Origin of the sequence: Erythrobacter ani, assembly GCF_019204025.1 — a bacterium.
Lineage (GTDB): Bacteria > Pseudomonadota > Alphaproteobacteria > Sphingomonadales > Sphingomonadaceae > Erythrobacter > Erythrobacter ani.
In genome coordinates this window covers 44,422-62,776 of record NZ_JAGSPB010000001.1, presented here as the reverse complement: position 1 = coordinate 62,776, position 18,355 = coordinate 44,422, and the positions used below count along the sequence as shown (strand labels likewise).

The window sequence follows — 18,355 nt, the reverse complement described above, 5'->3', positions numbered from 1 at the left end:
GATGCAAACACAAATTCTTGGACTGCTTACGCCGCTGATGGCGCTGGTTTTTGCAGCGACTTTCGCTGCGCTTTGGCGCTTTGGCCGATTGAAACGCCACGTGCTCGGGTTCGCAATCTCCTATCTGCTGTTTGCTGCGGGATTTCTCTCGACCCACCTCCTACCGCCGGATGCGGTCTATCTGTTCCACACGACGCAGGCGTTTTACTCGCTCGGTGCCGCTGTGTTTCTTGCATCGCTGTGTGATCGCGTAGGACAACGTGTCCACTTAGGCAGCTTTGCCGCAGTCTACCTGATCAGCGCGGCCGCTCTCACGGTTGCGGTGAGCGTGTCCAATGAGGTCGGAGCGCGCCTCATCATCGTTAATACCGGCTATGGGGTGATGTTTGCGATGGCGGTCACGACCCTGCTTTCCGCGCGGCGCAAGACCATGATCGACACCGCGATCATCGCGGTGATGGCGGTTCAAGCGGCTGATTTTCTTGTCAGACCGAACATGACATTGATGTTCGAACAGTCGATCGCGGCGGCGGCGTATCGCGATTCGATCTATTATTCGCTCATCGGCCTTGTGCTAGGCGTGAAATCTGTCGCCACTGCCATCCTGCTGATAGGGGCAAGCGTGGCCGAATGGACGACCAGCCTGCGCGAAACGGGCGAACGAGACGACCTTACCGGCTTGAGGAATCGCGGCGCGTTTGAGGACGCGATGCGTACCCTTCTTCCGCAAGCGCAATCACAGGGCCGAGCGCTCAGCCTGGTGGTGGCCGATATCGATCATTTCAAGCAGGTGAATGACATCTGGGGCCATCAGGCTGGAGACGCGGCGATCCGCGAGTTTGCGAACCTGATCGGGCGAATGGTGCGTGGATGCGACGTCACTGCCCGGATTGGGGGAGAAGAGTTTTGCATCGCAGTCTGGGATTGTGAGGAATCCGCAGCACAGCGCCTTGCCGAAAGGATCCGTTCCAGCTTCGCACGGACAGTGCTTCCGGGCATGGGAGAGGACATGCGCCTGACCGCTAGCTTCGGCGTCGTGGCTGCGAAAGAAGGAGAGGCCTATAGCCGGTTGTTCGCGCGCGCGGATGCGGCGCTTTACCGCGCAAAAGAGTCCGGCCGCGACAAAGTTGTCGTGGGGTCGGATGAACCGCGCCTCAACCAGGGTGCGTGGACGGGTACATTTCGCCGTGAATTGCCGCGGTCTGCGACTGCGTAGGCTTCGCGTTACTGGACAGATTTCGCGAGTGCCGATAGCAGCGTTTGCATGAAATGGACCCTGATCTCGCTCACCGCTCTTGCGCTTTCCAACACTGTGACTGCCGAGGATCAGGCGGGACCCGCCAGTATCGAAGAAGCGGCGGACCGCGCGCTTGAAGCTGATACGCTCGCTTGGGATTTCGTCGAAGGTATTACGACCGAGGTCGGCCCGCGCCAGGCCGGGACGGAAGCGGAGAAGCGCGCACGCCTGTGGACGCGGGCCTGGCTCGCGGAACACGGCTTCTTTAATGTGGCAGACGAGCCGTTCGAGATGGAAACGTGGGTGCCGGGCGACATTGCGAAGGCACGCGTGACCGCTCCCTTTGCGCAGGATCTCGCGGTCCTCCCGTTGGGCAATAGCGCCGCGACGCCGATCGGCGGGATCGAGGCGGAACTGGTCGAATTCGAAAGCTTCGACGAATTGCTGGCTGTGCCCGATGGAAGTCTGACGGGAAAAATCGTCTATCTCAGCCATGACATGCGCGTGTCGATGGATGGGTCGCATTATGGCCAATTCGGCCTCGCTCGTTTTGCCGGGCCAACCGTTGCAGCGAACAAGGACGCAGCGGCGATCGTGATCAAGTCGGTCGGCACGGATTATCACCGCAACCCGCATACCGGAACGACACGCTGGGGCGATTCCGCCACTCCGATCCCGGCTGGCGCAATCAGCCTGCCCGATGCCGCCAATCTCGAACGTATGTTCGACCGGAAGGGGGACAGGCCGATCACCCTTCGACTGGAGATGAACCCGCGCAACTTGGGCACGACCCTAAGCGGCAATGTCGTCGGCGAAATCGTGGGCCGCAATCCCGATTTGCCACCGGTACTGTTGGCTTGCCATATCGACAGTTGGTGGAACGCTCCGGGAGCGTTTGATGATGGCGCAGGCTGCGGCATTATCGCCGCAGCGGCCAGCCACGTAGCAGCTTCGGGACAGCCTTTGAGGACTATCCGTGTTCTTTTCGCGGGAGCGGAAGAAGTCGGCCTTATTGGCTCAACAGCGTATAGCGAGGCGCATATCGATGAACCGATCGGCGTAGGTATCGAAAGCGATTTCGGCGCCGATCGCATCTGGCGCTTTGAGAGCAATTTCCGGGAAACCAATCCTGACCTGCACCAGAGGATCGCCAACTCGGTTGCGCGATTCGGAGTGGCCAATTCGACCATCGAGGCATCCGGCGGGGCGGACCTGAACATAGTGCGCGACCAGGGCGGCGCGATCATCGATCTGCAGCAGGACGGCACTCGTTATTTCGATCTGCACCACACGCCCGATGACACGCTCGACAAGGTCGACCCTGCGCAATTGCAGCAGAACGTCGCGGTGTGGACCCAGGTCGTGGGTATCCTTGCGAATGAGGAACGCTCAATCCAGACGGGGGGAATGATCCCGACAGCACCCGCTACTATGGAAAACTAATCGGACCCGTTTTCGCCGGCAATCGTTCTCTAAGGCAATAGGAGAACGTCCATCTTTACTTCGCAGACCGAAATCGATCTCATTGCCCGCAGCTTCATCCTCGGCGCCGTCGCGCTGATTTGGATGACCGCGCTGATCAGGATGAACGGGCTGCGGTCCCTGTCCAAGATGACGAACTTTGATTTTGTCATGACCATCGCGCTCGGCAGCCTGCTGGCAGGCGCGGCGCAAGCGAGCGATTGGTCCGGCTTTCTTCAGCCGATGCTTGCGATGGTAGGCCTGATCATCGCGCAGGTCATTTCGGCGAGATTGCGCAAGGCGTCGGACACATTCGAGCGGATCGCGCAGAACGAACCGCTGATGCTGATGCGCGATGGTGAGATTCTGCATGACGCCATGTCAAAATCGCGCGTTGCGGAGAGCGACCTCATCGCAAAACTCCGCGAGGCCAATGTACTGGATTTCAGCGAAGTGCGAGCGGTCGTGCTCGAAACAACCGGCGACGTGTCCGTGCTTCACGGCGAAAAACTGGACGAACGGCTGATTGAAAACGTGAGGTCCGATCCCGGTTAGGGTTCGTTCCGGGCATTTCGAGATGATGGTCGGGGAGAGAGGATTCGAACCTCCGACCCCCTGTACCCAAAACAGGTGCGCTACCTGGCTGCGCCACTCCCCGACATTCATCTCACTCGCCCACACCGCCGTGGCGATATGGTGGGCCCGGCAGGACTCGAACCCGCGACCTAGCCGTTATGAGCGGCCAGCTCTAACCAACTGAGCTACAGGCCCACGTAGGTATCGCGGTGCGAACGAGCACGGCCCCTACAGCGGTGTTTTGCGATTCACAAGCACGAAGCGTGCCCTAAATGACGGATTTCCATCCAAGCCCCCAAATTTTGCGGGTTTTACCGATCAAACGGCATGAACCCGCGCAGGCCTCTCATCTGGCCGATCTTTGGTTTTCCGCTTCGTCCGATTGATCTTCGAAGCTGGAGGACAGGGGAAGCGTCAGAGTAACGAGCTCGTCGTCAACGGTCAGATTTCCTCCCGCGCTTCGAGCCTCGGCCCTTGCAAGACGCAAGGCGAAGCCCGCTCCGAACAGTCCCGCGTTGATGGCCGTGTCGACCGGCTTTGCTTCTGCTGCGAACACGTCCTCTTCGGCGATCAGGTTCGCCGGCAGTCCGCAGGATAGCTGCGCAAGACCATCGTCCGTTTCGATCGTGGCGAACAGCATCTCGCCTGATGCGCATAGCCCGCCGATCGTAGCGAGCAATCGCCAGATCAAACCCTCGCAATCATCCGGGTCAAGTCCGACCAGCACAGCCCCAGCCGCATCAGCATCGAAATCGATACCCGCCATTCGCGCCCTGAGAACCTGTCCGATCTGGTTCGTGATGCGTGCGACGATCGCGGAAAGATCGATCACACCCTCTTCGATTTCGATCGCGCCTGTTTCGAGCTTTGCCAGCCTGTCAAGTTCTTCGAACCCGGCTAGTATCCTTGCCGCATCGGCCGCTATGGCTGCGGCTAGCGCTCGATATTCATGCGGAGCCGGGCCAAACAATTGCTGCTGGATCACTTCGGCATAACCTTGAACCGCTGTGACGGGGGTTCTGAGTTCATGCAGCAATTGACGAATCCTGTCGGCCTCCTGCGCGGCAGGAGACAGGTGTTTGTCTCCCGCTCCGCCAAGCCGGCGAAACCGCCCGAGATAGCCCGAAAAATTGCCTTCCTCGGTGAAGGATGGCTGCGCATCGACGATCCATTCACCCGCAATAGCTTCCGCACCCTGCAGCGAAAACTTCGCGGTCGTGATCGGCTGACGTCTGGCAAATGCTCGCTCAAGCGCTGTTTCGTCCTCATTCCCGCCGAGAGTTTGCGGGCGAATGAGCCGTGTGCCGATGATCATCGACGCGATTTCGCTTTCGGCCCAATCGATCCGGCCTGCGACATCTGCCGAAAAACCGAATCCTCTGATAATCCGTTCGCGTGTCTGTGCGACCTCACCCAGCGGCAAGCGCGGCGAGCGGTCGGTGTCGGTCGGTGCGGAATCTCGAGTTCGGCGGAATTGGGCGATCCGTTCGACCAGCGCGGAGATTTCGCTGCGGCCAGACTCGGCTGGATCGGCGAGGCGAAACGGCGGCGGTTCGTTTTCAACGACAGGCTCTTGCCGAGGATCGGTCGCCTCCTCCATTGCGGGCGGGGCTACCTGATCTGTTTGCGGTTCGCGGTCGGTTGGATCGTCCGCCGCTTGCTGAGCGGGGCGGGGCAGACCTCGATCGTAAACTCCCAGCCTATCGAGAAGCTGTTCGGCATCCACCGGAAGATCGCGGCGTAGCCTCAAAAAGCCCCTCGCACGCACAGGCAGCCTCGGGATGAGAGCCGTCCAGTCATCGGATGACAGCTGCGCACGATTGAGCGCGGCGGAAGCCACATCGGGTTCGTGTTCGGCAAGATGCGCGGCAAGGTCGGCGCTACGGAATCTCCAGCCGGCTTCCCGGATCATGCCTGCACGATGCTCTGCAGGGATCTCCTCGGCGAGCTTGTCCATCCGGAGCCACGCCGCAGCGACAAGGCTCTGGCTTCGATTATCCTGCCGGGCAAATTTGCGATTGCCCAATATGTCCAGCAATTGCCTGAATTGCGTACGCGCACCTGCCTCGCTCGCGGCGCGTTGGCGCAGCACTGTCGCAAGGCGGTCGTCAAAGAACATCGAGGCTCCAGCTATTATCGAGGCGCGCACCATGCTTCGGGCGCACCGATTCCATCGTCGGCCTTACACCATGCGGCATATGTTACAGGTGAACAGTGACTGTGCGTTGCAAAGCGGGACAATTGCTGGCAAACCTAATAATATTAGCGTTGTGCGCATCCTTGCAGGCATGTTCTTACGCTTTGGGGTTAAATTCCAAACAGCGAGCGAGCGATCGCCGCCTCTATGCTTTGGGGAGTTGCCCACCAATGGCCAATCTAGACGAGATCGACAAGCGCCTCCTGGCGGAATTGCAGGCCGAAGGGCGAGTTACCAACGTCGAACTTGCGCAGCGCGTCGGATTGACCGCGCCGCCGTGCCTTCGCCGCGTCCGCGGACTTGAGGAAGACGGCGTCATCCGAGGTTATCACGCCGATCTCGACCCTTCGAAACTGGGTTTCGCAATTACCGTATTCGCGATGGTCAGCCTAAAAAGCCAGGCTGAGAGCGCTCTGCGTGAGTTCGAGGACCACATGGCGGACCTGCCCGAGGTGCGGGAGTGCCATATGCTCAATGGCGAGATCGACTTCATTCTAAAGATCGTGAGTCAGGACCTTCAAAGTTTTCAGGAATTCCTGACCGGGAAGCTGACGCCGGCGCCCAATGTCGAAAGTGTGAAAACCTCGCTGACGATTCGTACGTCCAAGCAAGTGCCAGGCGTTCCGCTGTGAGCGATCCGAAGCGTCTTTCCCAACCGCTCAGCGGTGGTTGCCTCTGCGGCGGCGTGACGATCACTCTTACCGACGCACACAGCGAGGTCGATGTCTGCCATTGCGCGATGTGCCAGCGCTGGGGCGGGTCCATGTATGCCGGAATCGAGGCAGATGGTACTTCTGTCGATGGCGAGGAACTCGTCTCTGTCTACAAATCCAGCGACTGGGCCGAGCGCGCTTTCTGCAGCAAGTGTGGATCCAACCTGTGGTACCGGTTCCTGCCGACAGGAAATCGAACGTTCCTCGCCGGAATGTTCGACTTGCCAGCGGGGCTGGGCATCAAGCATCAGATTTTCGTCGATGAAAAACCGGATTGGTACGACCTTGCGCAAAAGAGCCCGATGAAAACGGGCGAGGAAATAATGGCCGAGGCGAAGGCTGCAGGTTTCAGCTTCGATTGAGGTGGGAGGCTTGATATTGATCGACCAACCCCCCTCAATCGCGCAGCCATCCGAACAAACCGAGGCGGTCGCGCCTCACCTGCCGACGGGAGAGCGCGCCGACGGTTCTGTTCTGATCGATCTTATGCCGCTCTCCCCTCCGCCCACACAATGCACTGAAGAGGAGCCGGAACCCGATCCTTTCAATCCCGAAATCGTGGTGTGCGGTGAAACCGTTTTGTCACCTAGGCTCGGCACGGAATACGGACCCAGCGCCGACGAGCTCATTCAAGGCAGCGCCGTGCCGCGCGCGAGCTGGCAGCTGTCGGATAATGCAAGCGTCGAATTGAACGGCGCTCAGACTGGCGTTGGCGGTTTCAGCGCAAACGGCGGCGAAATGCGGGTAAAGATCGACTTTTAGTTGCGGCTCAATGCAACTTGAGCTTGGGCCGTACGATCCGATTCACGCGGCCGATCAACATGAGAAACAGCCCTTTTACCCAGCCGTGGATACCGAGCAAATGCAGGCGGTACAGCGAGGTGTAGATAAAGCGCGCCATGCGGCCTTCGACCGCCAAGCTGCCGCCGACGAGATTGCCCATCAGGCTGCCAACCGTTGAAAAGCGGCTTAGCGAGATCAGCGAACCCTTGTCCTGATAGGAGAAGGTCTTGAGCGCCTTGCCTTTCAGTGATCGAACGATGTTGTCGAAAACAGTGTTCGCCATCTGGTGCGCCGCCTGCGCGCGCGGCGGGATAGGGGCCTCTGCTCCTTCAGGGATATAAGATGCACAGTCGCCGAGTGCGAAAATGCGATCATCGGTGATGGTCTGCATCGTCTCGCGCACCTTGATCTGGTTGCGCGGATTCGTCTCGAGGCCGAGCTCGCTGAGGAATTCTGCGCCTTTCACACCTGCGGCCCATACGATCAGGTCGGCATCGATATGATCGCCCGAGCTGGTCAGGAGGGTGCGGGGGCGGGCCTCAATGACTTGGGTGTCAACTTTCACTGTCACGCCAAGCTCTGTGAGTTCGTGCCGTGCCGCATCGGAAAGGCGCTCAGGCAGGGCGGGGAGAATGCGCCCACCAGCTTCCAGGAGTGTGACATTCAGCCGGCTCTCGTCGAACACTTCGAGCCCGTAGTGGCGCAGCGCGCCAGCCGCGTTGTAGAGTTCCGCAGCCAGCTCGACGCCTGTCGCGCCTGCGCCCACAATCGCGATCTTGACCTGCTCGTTCGCATCCGGATTGGCCATCATCGCGCGGCTAACGCGGAGGCAGTGGTTGAGCAGCCGTGTGCGAAACCTGTCGGCCTGATCCCTCGAATCAAGGTAAATGCAATGCTCTTTCACGCCGGGCACGCCGAAATCGTTCGATACCGAGCCTACGGCAACCACAAGATAGTCGTACCGGATGGTGTGGCCTGCGATGACCTCTTTGCCTTCCTCATCGTACATTGGGGCGAGGCTGATCGTGCGCGTTTCGCGGTCTATGCCATCCAGGCTGCCTTGGAAAAACCGATAGCCCCAGCGATAGCAGTGTCCGCGATAGCCAACTTCGTCGAGATTGGCATCGAGCGAACCTGCCGCGACTTCGTGCAGCAGTGGCTTCCAGATGTGGCTGAGGTTCTTGTCAACGAGGATGATGTCATGGTGTTTGCGCCCGAACTTTGCGCCGAGTTTACGTACGAGCTCTAGGCCTCCGGCACCCCCGCCCACGACAACAATCTGGGTTTTGCGGTCGCGATTGTCTCGAAAAGTGTCGTCTACGCCGTGCATGGCTGGCAACATATCATTTGGCGCTACCGTGAGCGCTTCACTCGCCATTTCGTTACCTTCGGCGCTGAGAGCGGGATCATGTTTCATCCGCTTTCAACTACCACACCGCTGCTTTGTGCCCAAAGGCAAGTGAAGAGTTACTACCCTTCGCGCTTTTCCAGCCAATCTTCCAGCCACTTGATTGAGTAGTCGCCGTGGAGGACATCGTTCTGGCGCAGCAGCTCTTGGTGCAGCGGGATGTTGGTCTTCACTCCTTCGACAACCATCTCCTCAAGCGCTCGCCGCAGACGCATGATGCAGCCTTCGCGGGTGCGGCCATAGACGATCAGCTTCGCAATCATGGAATCGTAATAAGGCGGTATGCGATATCCGGCGTAAAGGCCTGAATCTACGCGAACATGCAGTCCGCCCGATGCATGGTAATAGGTCACCTCGCCGGGCGATGGCGCGAAGGTAAAAGGGTCTTCGGCATTGATCCGGCATTCGATGGCATGGCCGCGAAATTCCAGTTCGCCCTGCGAGACGGAAAGCGGCTTGCCATCGGCGATGCGAATTTGCTCACGCACGAGATCGACGCCAGTGATCGCCTCGGTCACAGGGTGCTCGACCTGGAGCCGGGTGTTCATTTCGATGAAGTAGAACTCACCATTCTCCCACAGGAACTCGATCGTCCCCGCGCCGCGATATCCCATGTCGCGCATTGCTTTCGAGCAGACCTCGCCCATGCGCTCTCGCTCTTCGTCCGAGATGATGGGGGAGGGAGCCTCTTCCAGTACTTTCTGGTGTCGGCGTTGCAGCGAGCAATCGCGCTCGCCCAGATGGATCGCATTGCCCTTGCCATCGCCGAAGACCTGGAATTCGATGTGGCGCGGGTTGCCGAGGTATTTTTCGATGTAAACGGTTGCATCGCCGAAGGCGGATTTCGCCTCGTTACCGGCGGCCTGCATCAGGCTGGCGAGCGTTTCCTCGCTTTCGCAGACTTTCATCCCGCGCCCGCCACCGCCTGATGCGGCCTTGATGATAACAGGATAGCCGATTTCGGCAGCAATCTTCTTCGCTTCGTCAGGATCGGACACCGCACCGTCGGATCCGGGAACCAGCGGTATTCCCAGTGCTCCCGCCGTCCTCTTGGCTTCGACCTTGTCGCCCATGGTGCGAATATGCTCAGGCTTTGGCCCAATCCAGGCAATGTCGTGCGCTTCGACGATCTCGGCGAATTTTGCGTTCTCCGAAAGGAACCCATACCCTGGATGGATGGCGTCGGCACCCGACACCTCGGCTGCGGAAATGATCGCTGCATGATTGAGGTAGCTGTCGGTTGCAGCTGGCGGACCGATGCATACGGCGTGATCCGCCAGACGTACATGCATGGCATCGGCGTCGGCGGTAGAATGCACCGCAACCGTTTCGATGCCCATTTCGTGCGCTGCTCGGTGGATGCGCAGCGCGATTTCGCCGCGATTGGCGATCAGGATGCGGGAAATGCTCATGGCAGCTTAACCGATGACGACGAGCGGCTGGTCGAATTCGACCGGCTGCGCATTGTCGACCAGCATAGCCTTTACCGTACCGGATCGATCCGCGACAATCGGGTTCATCACCTTCATGGCCTCCACGATCAGAACGGTATCGCCTTCGGCGACTTTATCGCCGACCTTCACGAAGTTGTCTGCGCCCGGTTCCGGGGCGAGGTAGACTGTACCGACCATAGGCGACTTCATAGCATCGGCGTGGTCTTCTCCAGCCGACGGTTCACTCGATGCAGGCGCGGCAGCCGGGGCAGGCGCGGCCACCGGAGCGGGTGAGGCAGGTGCAGCCATCATCGGCGCCGAAACCGCGCCGCCGCGCGATACGCGAATCTTGCGGTCGTCATCCTCGACTTCGATCTCCGTTAGCCCGGTTTCGTTCAAAAGCTCTGCGAGCTCACGAACCAGCGCTGCATCGATATTCATGCCGGATTTCTTTCCAGCACCCGGCTTACTCGTAGCCATGCATACCCCTTGTGTAGTTTCGAGTGTGAGTATTGACGCCAATTGCGGCTGGCAAGTGGCAATCGGTGCAAAACCCGCAATCTGATAGGCAGGTTAGACCTCTCCCGATGCGACCGCCTCGAGCGCGATCCGATAGGAGTCGGCTCCGTACCCTTCTACTGTCTTTGCTGCAGCCATGCCGACATAACTTTTGTGCCGAAAGTTTTCGCGAAGTTTCGGGTCGGACAGATGCACTTCGATCACCGGCGTCGTTATCGCTTTGATCGCGTCGAGCAATGCAATCGAGGTGTGGGTATAGGCGCCCGCGTTGAGAAGCACCGCTCTTGCGCCCTCAGCCTGCGCCTCATGCAGCCAATCGACCAGCATGCCTTCATGATTGGTTTGGCGCGTGTCGATCGCCATACCCAGTTGCCGCGCGCGATCCTCGAGTATTCCTGCGATTTCGTCCAAGGTGGTCGATCCGTAGATTTCGGGCTCACGCAGGCCGAGCAGGTTCAAGTTCGGTCCGTTGAGGACGTAGACGATGTCAGTCATGCGAAGCGGCGTAGCGGTGATTGCAGCACCGCGAAAGCCTCAAGGTCGACCTTCCAGGTTCTCTTCCACGGGATCACCGCCGTGCTTGTAGACGACGCCGTCTTTCATGACGAAATCAACTCGCTGGAACAGCGCTGGATATTTGAGTGCATCGCCCTCGATCGCGATGATATCGGCAAAGCGTCCGGGCTGAAGGGTGCCCCATTGCTGCTCCACACCCATCATCTTTGATGGCCAGTAGGTTGCGGCCTGAATTGTTTCCATGATCGGAACGCCCATCACCCGCGTCCATACATCGATCTCGTTCCAGGTGGACTGACAATGGAATTTTAGCGGAATGCCGCTGTCGGTGCCGATCAGCAGGACGACGCCAGCCTCGCGCAGCTGGGCAAACTTTCGTTTCAGGGTCGGCTTGCGCTTAGGTGTCAGCTGAAAATAATCGAGGCGGTTCGGGTGCTGGATGGAGGCCTTGATATCTGCGATCGTATCCGGCTGAAGGCCGCGGTGCCAACAGGTGCTGTCGGCGTCCTCGGGGTTATCGCGTGACTCTTCGTAATTCCAAAGGCCTTCGACGGTGGGCGTCCAGTAGAGCGGTCCACCGGCGATGCGCCCTTTTGCAGTGCGTTCCTTGAGCAGCTGCATGATGTCAGCGGGATATTCGGGAGCGGTGGTCAGACCAGTATGCTCGAAATTGTCGATGCCCACTTCAAGGCCGATGCGGATCTCGTCCGGCTTGTGCGAATGGCCGACGACTTTGAGGCCAAGCCGGTGCGCCTCTTCGACTACCGCATTGACCTCGTCGCGGCTCATGACGTCTTGATCGATCAACTTGATGACATCGACACCGGTCTCGGCCAGTTGTCTCACTTTGGCGCGCCCGTCTGAGGGGCTGTCGACTCCCCAGCGAAATGCCTCGGTCCCGGGATAGGCCTGATCCTGTATGAAAGGTCCGGAGATGAACAGGCGCGGCCCTGGAATCGTACCATCTGTGATGCGGCGTTTGATCGAAACTGAATCTTCCAACGGGGCGCCAAGATCGCGGGCAGTCGTAATTCCGGCGAGGAGGAGTTGCACGGCCGATGCGGGCATGATCTCGCTGGACAGCCGATTGATATAGGTCCTGTCCCAGTGCGCGTAATCGCTGTGCCCGTTGAGCATTAGATGCGCATGCATTTCCCACAGGCCGGGCATGACCGTCATCGCCTCGGTCGAGATAACTTCGTAACCTTCTGGAACCGCAAGGCTGTCGACCGTGCCGATATCGACAATGGTGTTACCGTCCACCAGAACAACGCTGTCATAGATCGGCGCGCCGCCTAGGCCATCGACGAGGGTGCCCCCGACCAGTGCTTTCTTGGTCGCGAAAACATTGTCTTCGGATGCGAGTGCAGGGAATGCGATCAACTGCGACAGGACCGCCAGCAAAGCGATTCCAAAAGTGCGAAACATTGCGAGTTCTCCCCCGAGCGCCTTGATCGGGGCAAAACATTGCATGTTCGGCGGGCTACAGAAAGAGGATTGTCTCGCGCATCCGTTACTTGCCAACGCGCCCTATCTGTCCACGCCTTTCACTTTGCCCCATTGGCGCGCGGCTGTGTAGCCAAGATAACCTGTGCCGAAAAGCGCGTAGAGCGGTTCGGGCAGACCTGCGAGATAGGCGTTCATCCCGGCTGCGATGTCGCGCGCCGCTTCGGGATTGAAGGCGGCGAGGATGCCCATCGGTAAAGCCCAAAGGATCAAGGCGTACATCACATAAAGGAAACTGGGACGGGCGCGGCTGGTCCACGGATCCTTCGAATGCGCCTCTGCGACGATCGCTTGGAGGCGCGCCTCGATCATCCGCATCTCCTGCGTGCCTTCAAGCTTGATCAGTTCAATCTTTGCCTTGGCCCTTGCCTCCTTGTCGGGGATGATCTTGTCGATGATCGAGGTGAGTGGGCCGATCAGGGTCTCGAGTATGGCCATGCATTGCGCTCCAGCTGTGTGAATCGCACGCCGAATAACCATATGGGTTCGTGTAGGAAAGAACCTGATCCCCTAAGCTTCGCCGGCCTCCGCAAGCAGCCGCTTTGCCAGAACGAGGTGAGGGCGGTCGAGCATGTTGCCATCCATCGACACCGTGCCTGCGCCCGGATTGTCGGCAAAAGCCTGGATCACGCAACGCGCATGCTCGATTTCTTCTTCGCTCGGTGTGAAGGCCGCGTTGATCGGAGCGACCTGTGCCGGATGAATGGCGAGCATGCCGCGGAACCCCTGAGCGCGCACGCTCTTTGCTCTTGCAGAGAGAGCCTCAAGGTCGCGAAATTCGGGTTGCACCGTTTCAATGGGAGCGACGCCTGCTTTCACCGCACCCAAAAGGCACAGGCTGCGCGCCATTTCGTAAACGTGCGTGTATTCGCCGTCCGGCCTGCGTTGTTCGCGCGCTCCGAGTTCGCTCGAAAGGTCTTCCGCGCCCCAGCTCATCGCGACCAGTCTCGGCGCTCCGTCATAGGTGCCGGTCGTGAACATTGCCGCCGCGGTTTCAGTGACGAGCGCGGCGATCCGGATGGCGCCGACTTCCATTCCCGCCTCCACCTCGCGCGCGGTCAGCATGGCGTCGAGCTGCTCTACATCGTGGCCGCCCTCCGCTTTGGGAAGGAAAATGCCACCCGGAGCCGCCGGAACCACCGCATCGAGATCGCCTTCGGTCCATTCGCCGGAAAGAGGGTTTATGCGGACCCAAACGCGCGAGCGATCGTCCGCGCCCGCGATGGCGCTGGCCACGGCAATACGCGCCGCAGCCTTGTTCTCGGGAGTGACCGAGTCCTCCAGATCGAGCAACGCTATGTCGGCTTCGCTCGCGATGGCCTTCGCCATTTTCTTCTCGCTGTCGCCTGGCGCAAACAGCCAAGAGCGCATTCGGGGAAGCGAAGTGTCAATGTCGGTCATCGGGTCATCCTCTCGGGTGGATCGATTAGTCGGGGGAGGTAACCTGCGCAACCGCCAGAACCGCGCTCAGAAAGACCCCTCGATATCGAACGAATAGATCGTGCCGAAGCGGCGGCGGCGTTCTTCGCGAAAATCGACCAGGCCCGCGACCCTATCGAGAAAGATCGTGCGATCAAAATTGTCTTTCTGGTCGAGCAAATTGCCGACGCGGAAGCGCGCGGTCATGCCGAAGATGTCCTTGTGCTCGATGAAGACCCGCGCAAAGCCGCGTGTTGCAACGCCTCTGGAAATCTCGCTCAAGCGCACGCTCGGCCGGTCCTCGTCAAAGCTATATGATGCCCCTGCCGCCCAAGGTGTTCCGATGAAGTCTTTTCTCAGATCGACGTCGACTTCAATAAACTCGAAATCGGAAAGGCGTCGCGGCGTACCCAACAACGGGTCGAGTACTTCACTGTCGGACCATTCGACCTCGGCATCCAAGCGTAGCCCAGGCACGCCGATCGGATCGAACAGTAGGGTGAGCTCGGCCTCGACCCCGCTTTGCGTCGCTGCGTCGACATTACCCGGCGCCTCGCCGCCGCCTGCGATCGGGATCTGGTCCACGATATCGCTGATCTCTTCATAAAATGCGCGCAGGTTCAGCGAACCCAGAGCGCCTAGGCCCAGCGCACTCAAATCTTGTGTTGCCTCTACTTCGAACAGCCAGCTTTGCGGGGGAACAAGGTTGGCATTGGTCACATCGACACGGTCCTGATCAAGATCGGTGGTGGCGATGAAATCAAAAAAATTGAGCTGTCCGACGACGCGCTCGACTCGGCCTGAGAGGTTCAGTGTAGGGTTCGCTTTCCAATCGAGTGCAGCGGCGCCTTTTGGCCGGTAGAATGTCCGGGTCAGGCCCGCTGCGCCCGTCTGGCTGATCTGCGAGTATTCGCCGCCGAGCGAGAGCTGCATCTGCAAAGTGTCGGCCAAGGCGCGGCTATACGTAATACTGGTCTCGGCTCGATCTTCCTCGACCCGCGCGGTGGCGCCTTGAAATCTGATGGGCTGCAACTCGCCTGCGTCGTCGCGCTGTTCGAGTGAAGACTCTATGTCGAGAAAATTCCTCACGCCTTCGACTGCGATCTGCACATCTCCGCCCAGGCCGCGGAAGGTATACTCCCCGCGAACGATCGTTTCGCCCTCATCGGCGTCGCGCTTGAAAATTGAGCCTTCGAGTGGGCCGTCATCCGCGAAAGAGGTCACAACCGCGGATTCGGTTGGGCTGTCTTCGTAGCGGTTGAAGCCAATAAGTTTCAGTCGTCCGCCCGCGAGCGCAAACGCATAGTCCGCCCCGACTTCGATGTTGAATTCGTCCTCGCGTGAACTGAAGATCCGCAGCCGGTCGGCTGGATCGATGAGTCCGCTGCGCTTGGACACCTCGCGGTTGCGCCGGATATTTCCGCCTATGCTGCCGGTGATGTTGAGGATGTTGCCGTTGGCGGCCGTGCGGGCATAGGAACCCGACAGCGTTGGTCGGTCGGAGTTAAAGTTTGCCTGTTCGTCGCGTGTGTCGATCAGAACACCTTCAGCATCGAAAACGCGCTCGATGCCCTCGTTCCCACGCCGACCCGCGTCATTCTCAAAGCTTAGGGTCCACTCGGTGTTTTCGCCTCCGCCAGCAAGCGAGATTTGCCCATCACCCCAACGGAATGGAACGCCGAAGGATCGCCATTCCGCCGAATAGCGGAACTGTCCGGTAATCCCGCCGGTCGAGCGGGTTATGACGTTGAGAACCTGACCGGTCAGGCCGCCAATATCGAGGCTCGCGCCGTCGACAATTTCGAGCCGAACCACCTCCTCGGCCGGAATCCGCTGGAGTGCTTCGACAGGGCCGTTCGATTTGCCCGAGATGCGCTGGCCATTGATGATGACATTGGTGTCCGCCTGGCCAAGGCCACGGTCGCTGCCGCCCGAGCGGATCGAAAACCCTGGTATTTGCTGCGCCATGTCCAGCGCGCTGCGCGGCGCAAAACGCTCGAAGTCCTCGGGCGAAAAAACGCGGCGGGTGCGGGCTGAGCCCGTTTCGGCCGTACCTTCCTGCACGCCGGTATCGCCCTTATCATTTGACGCCACGACATTGGTGGTATCGGCGAGCGCGGGCATTGCGGTCAGGGCACCGGTCGCGGCCGCGATCAGGAGATTGTGCATTGCCATAGGCCGCATTTTTGCTTTTGTTCTGCGCACGTTTCATCTCGCGCCATGAACGAATATTATTCTGGAACAAGCGCGAAGCTTGAATTTTAACGGCAATTTTCGATGAACGTTCCACTGGTCGGGACGACTGGATTCGAACCAGCGACCCCCACACCCCCAGTGTGATGCGCTACCAGGCTGCGCTACGTCCCGTTCCAGTGGAGGCGCGGCCTATACGGTGATGAAAGTCGGCTTGCAAGCGCGATTGCTACGCGCCGATTTCGGAATTTCCGGAAAAGCTGCTCAGGCGAATGATTGGGTCGATTGCGACGCGCTTGCAATGCTGCTAGGCGCGCCCACCTGTAGCCGAAGATAAGGATGCTGACAGTCGCTTATGCTGCCGTTCCGAGCCAGACGCTAATTTCTGCCATCATTTATTGGGTTCAATGACACATGTTTGAAATTCTCGCCGCAGCAGGTGCAGCCGCCGGTGAAGCGCCGCCAGCCTGGATCAACTGGCTGCCGATCATCGGCATGATCCTGATCTTCTGGTTCCTGATCATCCGCCCGCAGATGAAACGGACGAAGGAGCATCAGGAAAAAGTCGCAGGGCTCAAGAAGGGCGATCAGGTTGTGACGCAGGGTGGTCTTGTCGGCAAGGTCGTCAAAGTTGACGACACCTATGTCGAAATCGACCTCGCAAAGGATGTCCGGGTCAAGGCCGTCAAGCACACGATCGGCGATATCATCCCGCCGGGCGGCAGCGCAGCCAACGACTGAACCCCGACAAGCATTTCCCCCGATACGATTGAGATACAGCGCTAATGCTCGATTTTCCCCTCTGGAAGAAGATATGGCTTTGGGTCGTGACCCTTTTGGCCGTCGCGGCTGCGATCCCATCGCTGTACACTGCGACCGGCGGAGAATGGCCGGAAACTCTGCCTTCGCCGACAGTCAATCTCGGGCTCGACCTCGCTGGCGGATCGCACCTCCTGCTTGAGGCGGAATCAGACGAAGTCGCGGCGCAGCGGCTGGAAAATATGGAAGAGGCCGTACGCGCCGCGATGCGCAATGCCGAACCGCGTATCCGCATCGGCGACGTATCGACGGCAAATGGCGAACTGTCTTTCATGCTCGACAGCGCAGCCGATATCGACCGTGCGCGCGGCATTCTCGAACCGATGATGCAGGGCCAGAACCTCGTGCGAGAATGGGACCTTTCGGTGGTCGATACGCAGCGCATGGTGTTGACCCCAACGCAAGGCGGAATAGAGAACGCCGTGAATGATGCGATGGAAAGCGCGACGGAAGTCGTTCGCCGCCGCATCGACGAACTGGGCACACGCGAACCGACAATCATTCGTCAGGGCGATACGCGGATCGTGGTACAGGTGCCCGGTCTCGAAGACCCCGAAGCGCTCAAGACATTGCTCGGTCAGACCGCGCAGCTCGAATTCAAACTGGTCGATGAGAATGCACTCATCACGAATATCCAGGCCGGTATTGCGCCCCCCGGCAGCCAGATATTCCCTTACGCTGTCGGCAGCGATTTCGAAGGGCAGTCGGTCGCCGTGAAGCGATTGGGCGGTATTCGCGGCGACAGCCTCACCGGCGCGCAATCGGGGATCGATCCCGAAACCAATGAAGACGTCGTGAATATCCAGTTCGACCAGCAGGGCGGCCAGAAATTCGCGCAGCTCTCGACCCGCAATGTAGGCAAACAATTCGCCATCATCCTTGACGGGGAAGTGCTTTCCACGCCTGTCTTCCGTGAGCCGATCCTCGGCGGATCAGCGCAGATATCAGGCAGCTTCACCGCCGAAAGCGCGAACAACCTGGCGATTTCTCTGCGCTCGGGCGCGCTGCCGGTGCCGCTCACGGTGATTGAAGAACGCACGGTCAGCGCGGAGCTCGGCCAGGATTCCATTCAGCGCGGGCTTATCGCCATGCTCATAGGTAGTTTGGCGGTTATTGCGCTGATGATCGCGACCTATGGCCGCTTCGGTATTTATGCGACGATCGCGCTGTTCTTCAACGTTCTGATCCTCCTCGGCATCATGGCGGGGCTCAACACCACACTGACGTTGCCGGGCATTGCCGGTTTCGTGCTGACCATCGGCGCGGCGGTCGACGCGAACGTACTCATCAACGAGCGCATCCGTGAAGAACGCAAGCGGGGTCGACGCGTCATCGCGGCGGTCGAGAACGGTTACAAGGAAGCCAGCCGCGCGATTTACGATGCCAACATAACGAACTTCATTGCCGGTGTGTTGCTTTTCCTGTTCGGCTCAGGGCCTGTGCGCGGCTTCGCCGTCGTGCTCATCATCGGCCTTTTTACCTCCGTTTTCACCGCACTGACGCTCACCCGCATGTGGGTTTCGGGCTGGCTCCGTGCCAAGCGTCCTAGTGACATCAACGTTTGAGGAGGGCTGA

Annotated in this window: 17 protein-coding genes, 3 tRNA genes and 1 pseudogene; 8 read left to right on the top strand and 13 right to left on the bottom strand. The window is 59.4% G+C overall.

Annotated elements, in window-relative coordinates:
- The first annotated feature begins 1 nt into the window (after position 1).
- The 3 genes from KCG45_RS00310 (at position 2) to KCG45_RS00300 (ending at position 3,253) form a co-directional block, all read left to right on the top strand.
- Entirely contained in the window at positions 2-1,216 is a 1,215-nt protein-coding gene (locus tag KCG45_RS00310) for a GGDEF domain-containing protein (protein WP_218315170.1), read from the top strand.
- Between the two features lie 48 nt (positions 1,217-1,264).
- Positions 1,265-2,680: a M20/M25/M40 family metallo-hydrolase gene (locus KCG45_RS00305; RefSeq protein ID WP_218315169.1), complete on the top strand. Its 1,416-nt coding sequence runs from the start codon at positions 1,265-1,267 to the stop codon at positions 2,678-2,680.
- 189 nt (positions 2,681-2,869) lie between these two features.
- The gene (locus tag KCG45_RS00300; protein ID WP_255547873.1) at positions 2,870-3,253 is read left to right on the top strand and encodes a DUF421 domain-containing protein; all 384 of its coding nucleotides are present in this window, start codon (positions 2,870-2,872) and stop codon (positions 3,251-3,253) included.
- Positions 3,254-3,279: 26 nt separating this feature from the next.
- Here the strand turns inward: KCG45_RS00300 and KCG45_RS00295 are convergent.
- The 3 genes from KCG45_RS00295 to KCG45_RS00285 all read right to left on the bottom strand — a co-directional run bounded on the left by KCG45_RS00295 (position 3,280) and on the right by KCG45_RS00285 (position 5,393).
- A tRNA-Pro gene (locus KCG45_RS00295) sits at positions 3,280-3,356 on the bottom strand.
- A gap of 36 nt (positions 3,357-3,392) precedes the next feature.
- Positions 3,393-3,469 (bottom strand) — tRNA-Ile (locus KCG45_RS00290).
- Between the two features lie 151 nt (positions 3,470-3,620).
- On the bottom strand, positions 3,621-5,393 hold the full coding sequence (locus KCG45_RS00285; protein ID WP_218315167.1) for a sensor histidine kinase: 1,773 nt from the start codon (positions 5,391-5,393) through the stop codon (positions 3,621-3,623).
- A 248-nt stretch (positions 5,394-5,641) separates the two neighbouring features.
- Here KCG45_RS00285 and KCG45_RS00280 point away from each other — a divergent pair.
- Positions 5,642-6,070 (top strand): annotated as a pseudogene (locus KCG45_RS00280) (Lrp/AsnC family transcriptional regulator); the annotation flags it as partial.
- Here the strand turns inward: KCG45_RS00280 and KCG45_RS15645 are convergent.
- Positions 5,961-6,212, bottom strand: coding sequence for a hypothetical protein (locus KCG45_RS15645; RefSeq protein ID WP_439648912.1), 252 nt, complete (start codon positions 6,210-6,212; stop codon positions 5,961-5,963). The pseudogene KCG45_RS00280 and the gene KCG45_RS15645 overlap by 110 nt on opposite strands.
- On the opposite strand from KCG45_RS15645, the gene KCG45_RS00275 reads away from it, so the two are divergent.
- Entirely contained in the window at positions 6,100-6,546 is a 447-nt protein-coding gene (locus KCG45_RS00275; RefSeq protein ID WP_218315165.1) for a GFA family protein, read from the top strand. The genes KCG45_RS15645 and KCG45_RS00275 overlap by 113 nt on opposite strands.
- A 16-nt stretch (positions 6,547-6,562) precedes the next feature.
- On the top strand, positions 6,563-6,946 hold the full coding sequence (locus KCG45_RS00270) for a hypothetical protein (protein ID WP_218315164.1): 384 nt from the start codon (positions 6,563-6,565) through the stop codon (positions 6,944-6,946).
- A 7-nt stretch (positions 6,947-6,953) separates the two neighbouring features.
- Here KCG45_RS00270 and KCG45_RS00265 read toward each other — a convergent pair whose 3' ends face one another.
- The 9 genes from KCG45_RS00265 to KCG45_RS00225 form a co-directional block, all read right to left on the bottom strand.
- Positions 6,954-8,297 carry an NAD(P)/FAD-dependent oxidoreductase gene (locus tag KCG45_RS00265; protein WP_218316324.1) on the bottom strand — a complete coding sequence of 448 codons (1,344 nt, stop codon included), beginning with the start codon at positions 8,295-8,297 and terminating at the stop codon, positions 6,954-6,956.
- A gap of 140 nt (positions 8,298-8,437) precedes the next feature.
- Positions 8,438-9,787, bottom strand: a complete 1,350-nt coding sequence (accC, locus tag KCG45_RS00260; protein ID WP_218315163.1) for an acetyl-CoA carboxylase biotin carboxylase subunit — start codon at positions 9,785-9,787, stop codon at positions 8,438-8,440.
- Between the two features lie 6 nt (positions 9,788-9,793).
- Positions 9,794-10,249, bottom strand: a complete 456-nt coding sequence (gene accB / locus KCG45_RS00255) for an acetyl-CoA carboxylase biotin carboxyl carrier protein (RefSeq protein ID WP_218316323.1) — start codon at positions 10,247-10,249, stop codon at positions 9,794-9,796.
- 132 nt (positions 10,250-10,381) lie between these two features.
- Positions 10,382-10,822 (bottom strand): type II 3-dehydroquinate dehydratase, encoded by a 441-nt coding sequence (locus tag KCG45_RS00250; RefSeq protein ID WP_218315162.1) that lies wholly within the window; start codon positions 10,820-10,822, stop codon positions 10,382-10,384.
- A 39-nt stretch (positions 10,823-10,861) separates the two neighbouring features.
- Positions 10,862-12,271 (bottom strand): amidohydrolase family protein, encoded by a 1,410-nt coding sequence (locus tag KCG45_RS00245; protein WP_218315161.1) that lies wholly within the window; start codon positions 12,269-12,271, stop codon positions 10,862-10,864.
- Between the two features lie 102 nt (positions 12,272-12,373).
- On the bottom strand, positions 12,374-12,787 hold the full coding sequence (locus tag KCG45_RS00240; RefSeq protein WP_218315160.1) for a holin family protein: 414 nt from the start codon (positions 12,785-12,787) through the stop codon (positions 12,374-12,376).
- Positions 12,788-12,859: 72 nt separating this feature from the next.
- Positions 12,860-13,750: an HpcH/HpaI aldolase/citrate lyase family protein gene (locus KCG45_RS00235; RefSeq protein ID WP_255547872.1), complete on the bottom strand. Its 891-nt coding sequence runs from the start codon at positions 13,748-13,750 to the stop codon at positions 12,860-12,862.
- A gap of 66 nt (positions 13,751-13,816) precedes the next feature.
- Complete coding sequence (locus KCG45_RS00230) at positions 13,817-15,943, bottom strand: TonB-dependent receptor plug domain-containing protein (protein ID WP_218315159.1); 2,127 nt, start codon at positions 15,941-15,943, stop codon at positions 13,817-13,819.
- A gap of 115 nt (positions 15,944-16,058) precedes the next feature.
- A tRNA-Pro gene (locus KCG45_RS00225) sits at positions 16,059-16,135 on the bottom strand.
- Positions 16,136-16,375: 240 nt separating this feature from the next.
- Here KCG45_RS00225 and yajC point away from each other — a divergent pair.
- Complete coding sequence (gene yajC, locus KCG45_RS00220; RefSeq protein WP_218315158.1) at positions 16,376-16,702, top strand: preprotein translocase subunit YajC; 327 nt, start codon at positions 16,376-16,378, stop codon at positions 16,700-16,702.
- A gap of 44 nt (positions 16,703-16,746) precedes the next feature.
- Positions 16,747-18,345 (top strand): protein translocase subunit SecD, encoded by a 1,599-nt coding sequence (gene secD, locus KCG45_RS00215; RefSeq protein ID WP_218315157.1) that lies wholly within the window; start codon positions 16,747-16,749, stop codon positions 18,343-18,345.
- The last annotated feature ends 10 nt before the right edge of the window (positions 18,346-18,355 follow it).

Bases quoted from the DNA above. Each gene is read 5' to 3' on its own strand.
- KCG45_RS00250 (WP_218315162.1), bottom strand. From the start codon at position 10,822: ATGACTGACATCGTCTACGTCCTCAACGGACCGAACTTGAACCTGCTC.
- KCG45_RS00265 (WP_218316324.1), bottom strand. From the start codon at position 8,297: ATGCACGGCGTAGACGACACTTTTCGAGACAATCGCGACCGCAAAACC.
- KCG45_RS00310 (WP_218315170.1), top strand. From the start codon at position 2: ATGCAAACACAAATTCTTGGACTGCTTACGCCGCTGATGGCGCTGGTT.
- KCG45_RS00285 (WP_218315167.1), bottom strand. From the start codon at position 5,393: ATGTTCTTTGACGACCGCCTTGCGACAGTGCTGCGCCAACGCGCCGCG.
- accC (WP_218315163.1), bottom strand. From the start codon at position 9,787: ATGAGCATTTCCCGCATCCTGATCGCCAATCGCGGCGAAATCGCGCTG.
- secD (WP_218315157.1), top strand. From the start codon at position 16,747: ATGCTCGATTTTCCCCTCTGGAAGAAGATATGGCTTTGGGTCGTGACC.
- KCG45_RS00235 (WP_255547872.1), bottom strand. From the start codon at position 13,750: ATGACCGACATTGACACTTCGCTTCCCCGAATGCGCTCTTGGCTGTTT.
- KCG45_RS00300 (WP_255547873.1), top strand. From the start codon at position 2,870: ATGACCATCGCGCTCGGCAGCCTGCTGGCAGGCGCGGCGCAAGCGAGC.
- KCG45_RS00230 (WP_218315159.1), bottom strand. From the start codon at position 15,943: ATGGCAATGCACAATCTCCTGATCGCGGCCGCGACCGGTGCCCTGACC.
- accB (WP_218316323.1), bottom strand. From the start codon at position 10,249: ATGAATATCGATGCAGCGCTGGTTCGTGAGCTCGCAGAGCTTTTGAAC.
- KCG45_RS00305 (WP_218315169.1), top strand. From the start codon at position 1,265: ATGAAATGGACCCTGATCTCGCTCACCGCTCTTGCGCTTTCCAACACT.
- KCG45_RS00245 (WP_218315161.1), bottom strand. From the start codon at position 12,271: ATGTTTCGCACTTTTGGAATCGCTTTGCTGGCGGTCCTGTCGCAGTTG.
- KCG45_RS00240 (WP_218315160.1), bottom strand. From the start codon at position 12,787: ATGGCCATACTCGAGACCCTGATCGGCCCACTCACCTCGATCATCGAC.
- yajC (WP_218315158.1), top strand. From the start codon at position 16,376: ATGTTTGAAATTCTCGCCGCAGCAGGTGCAGCCGCCGGTGAAGCGCCG.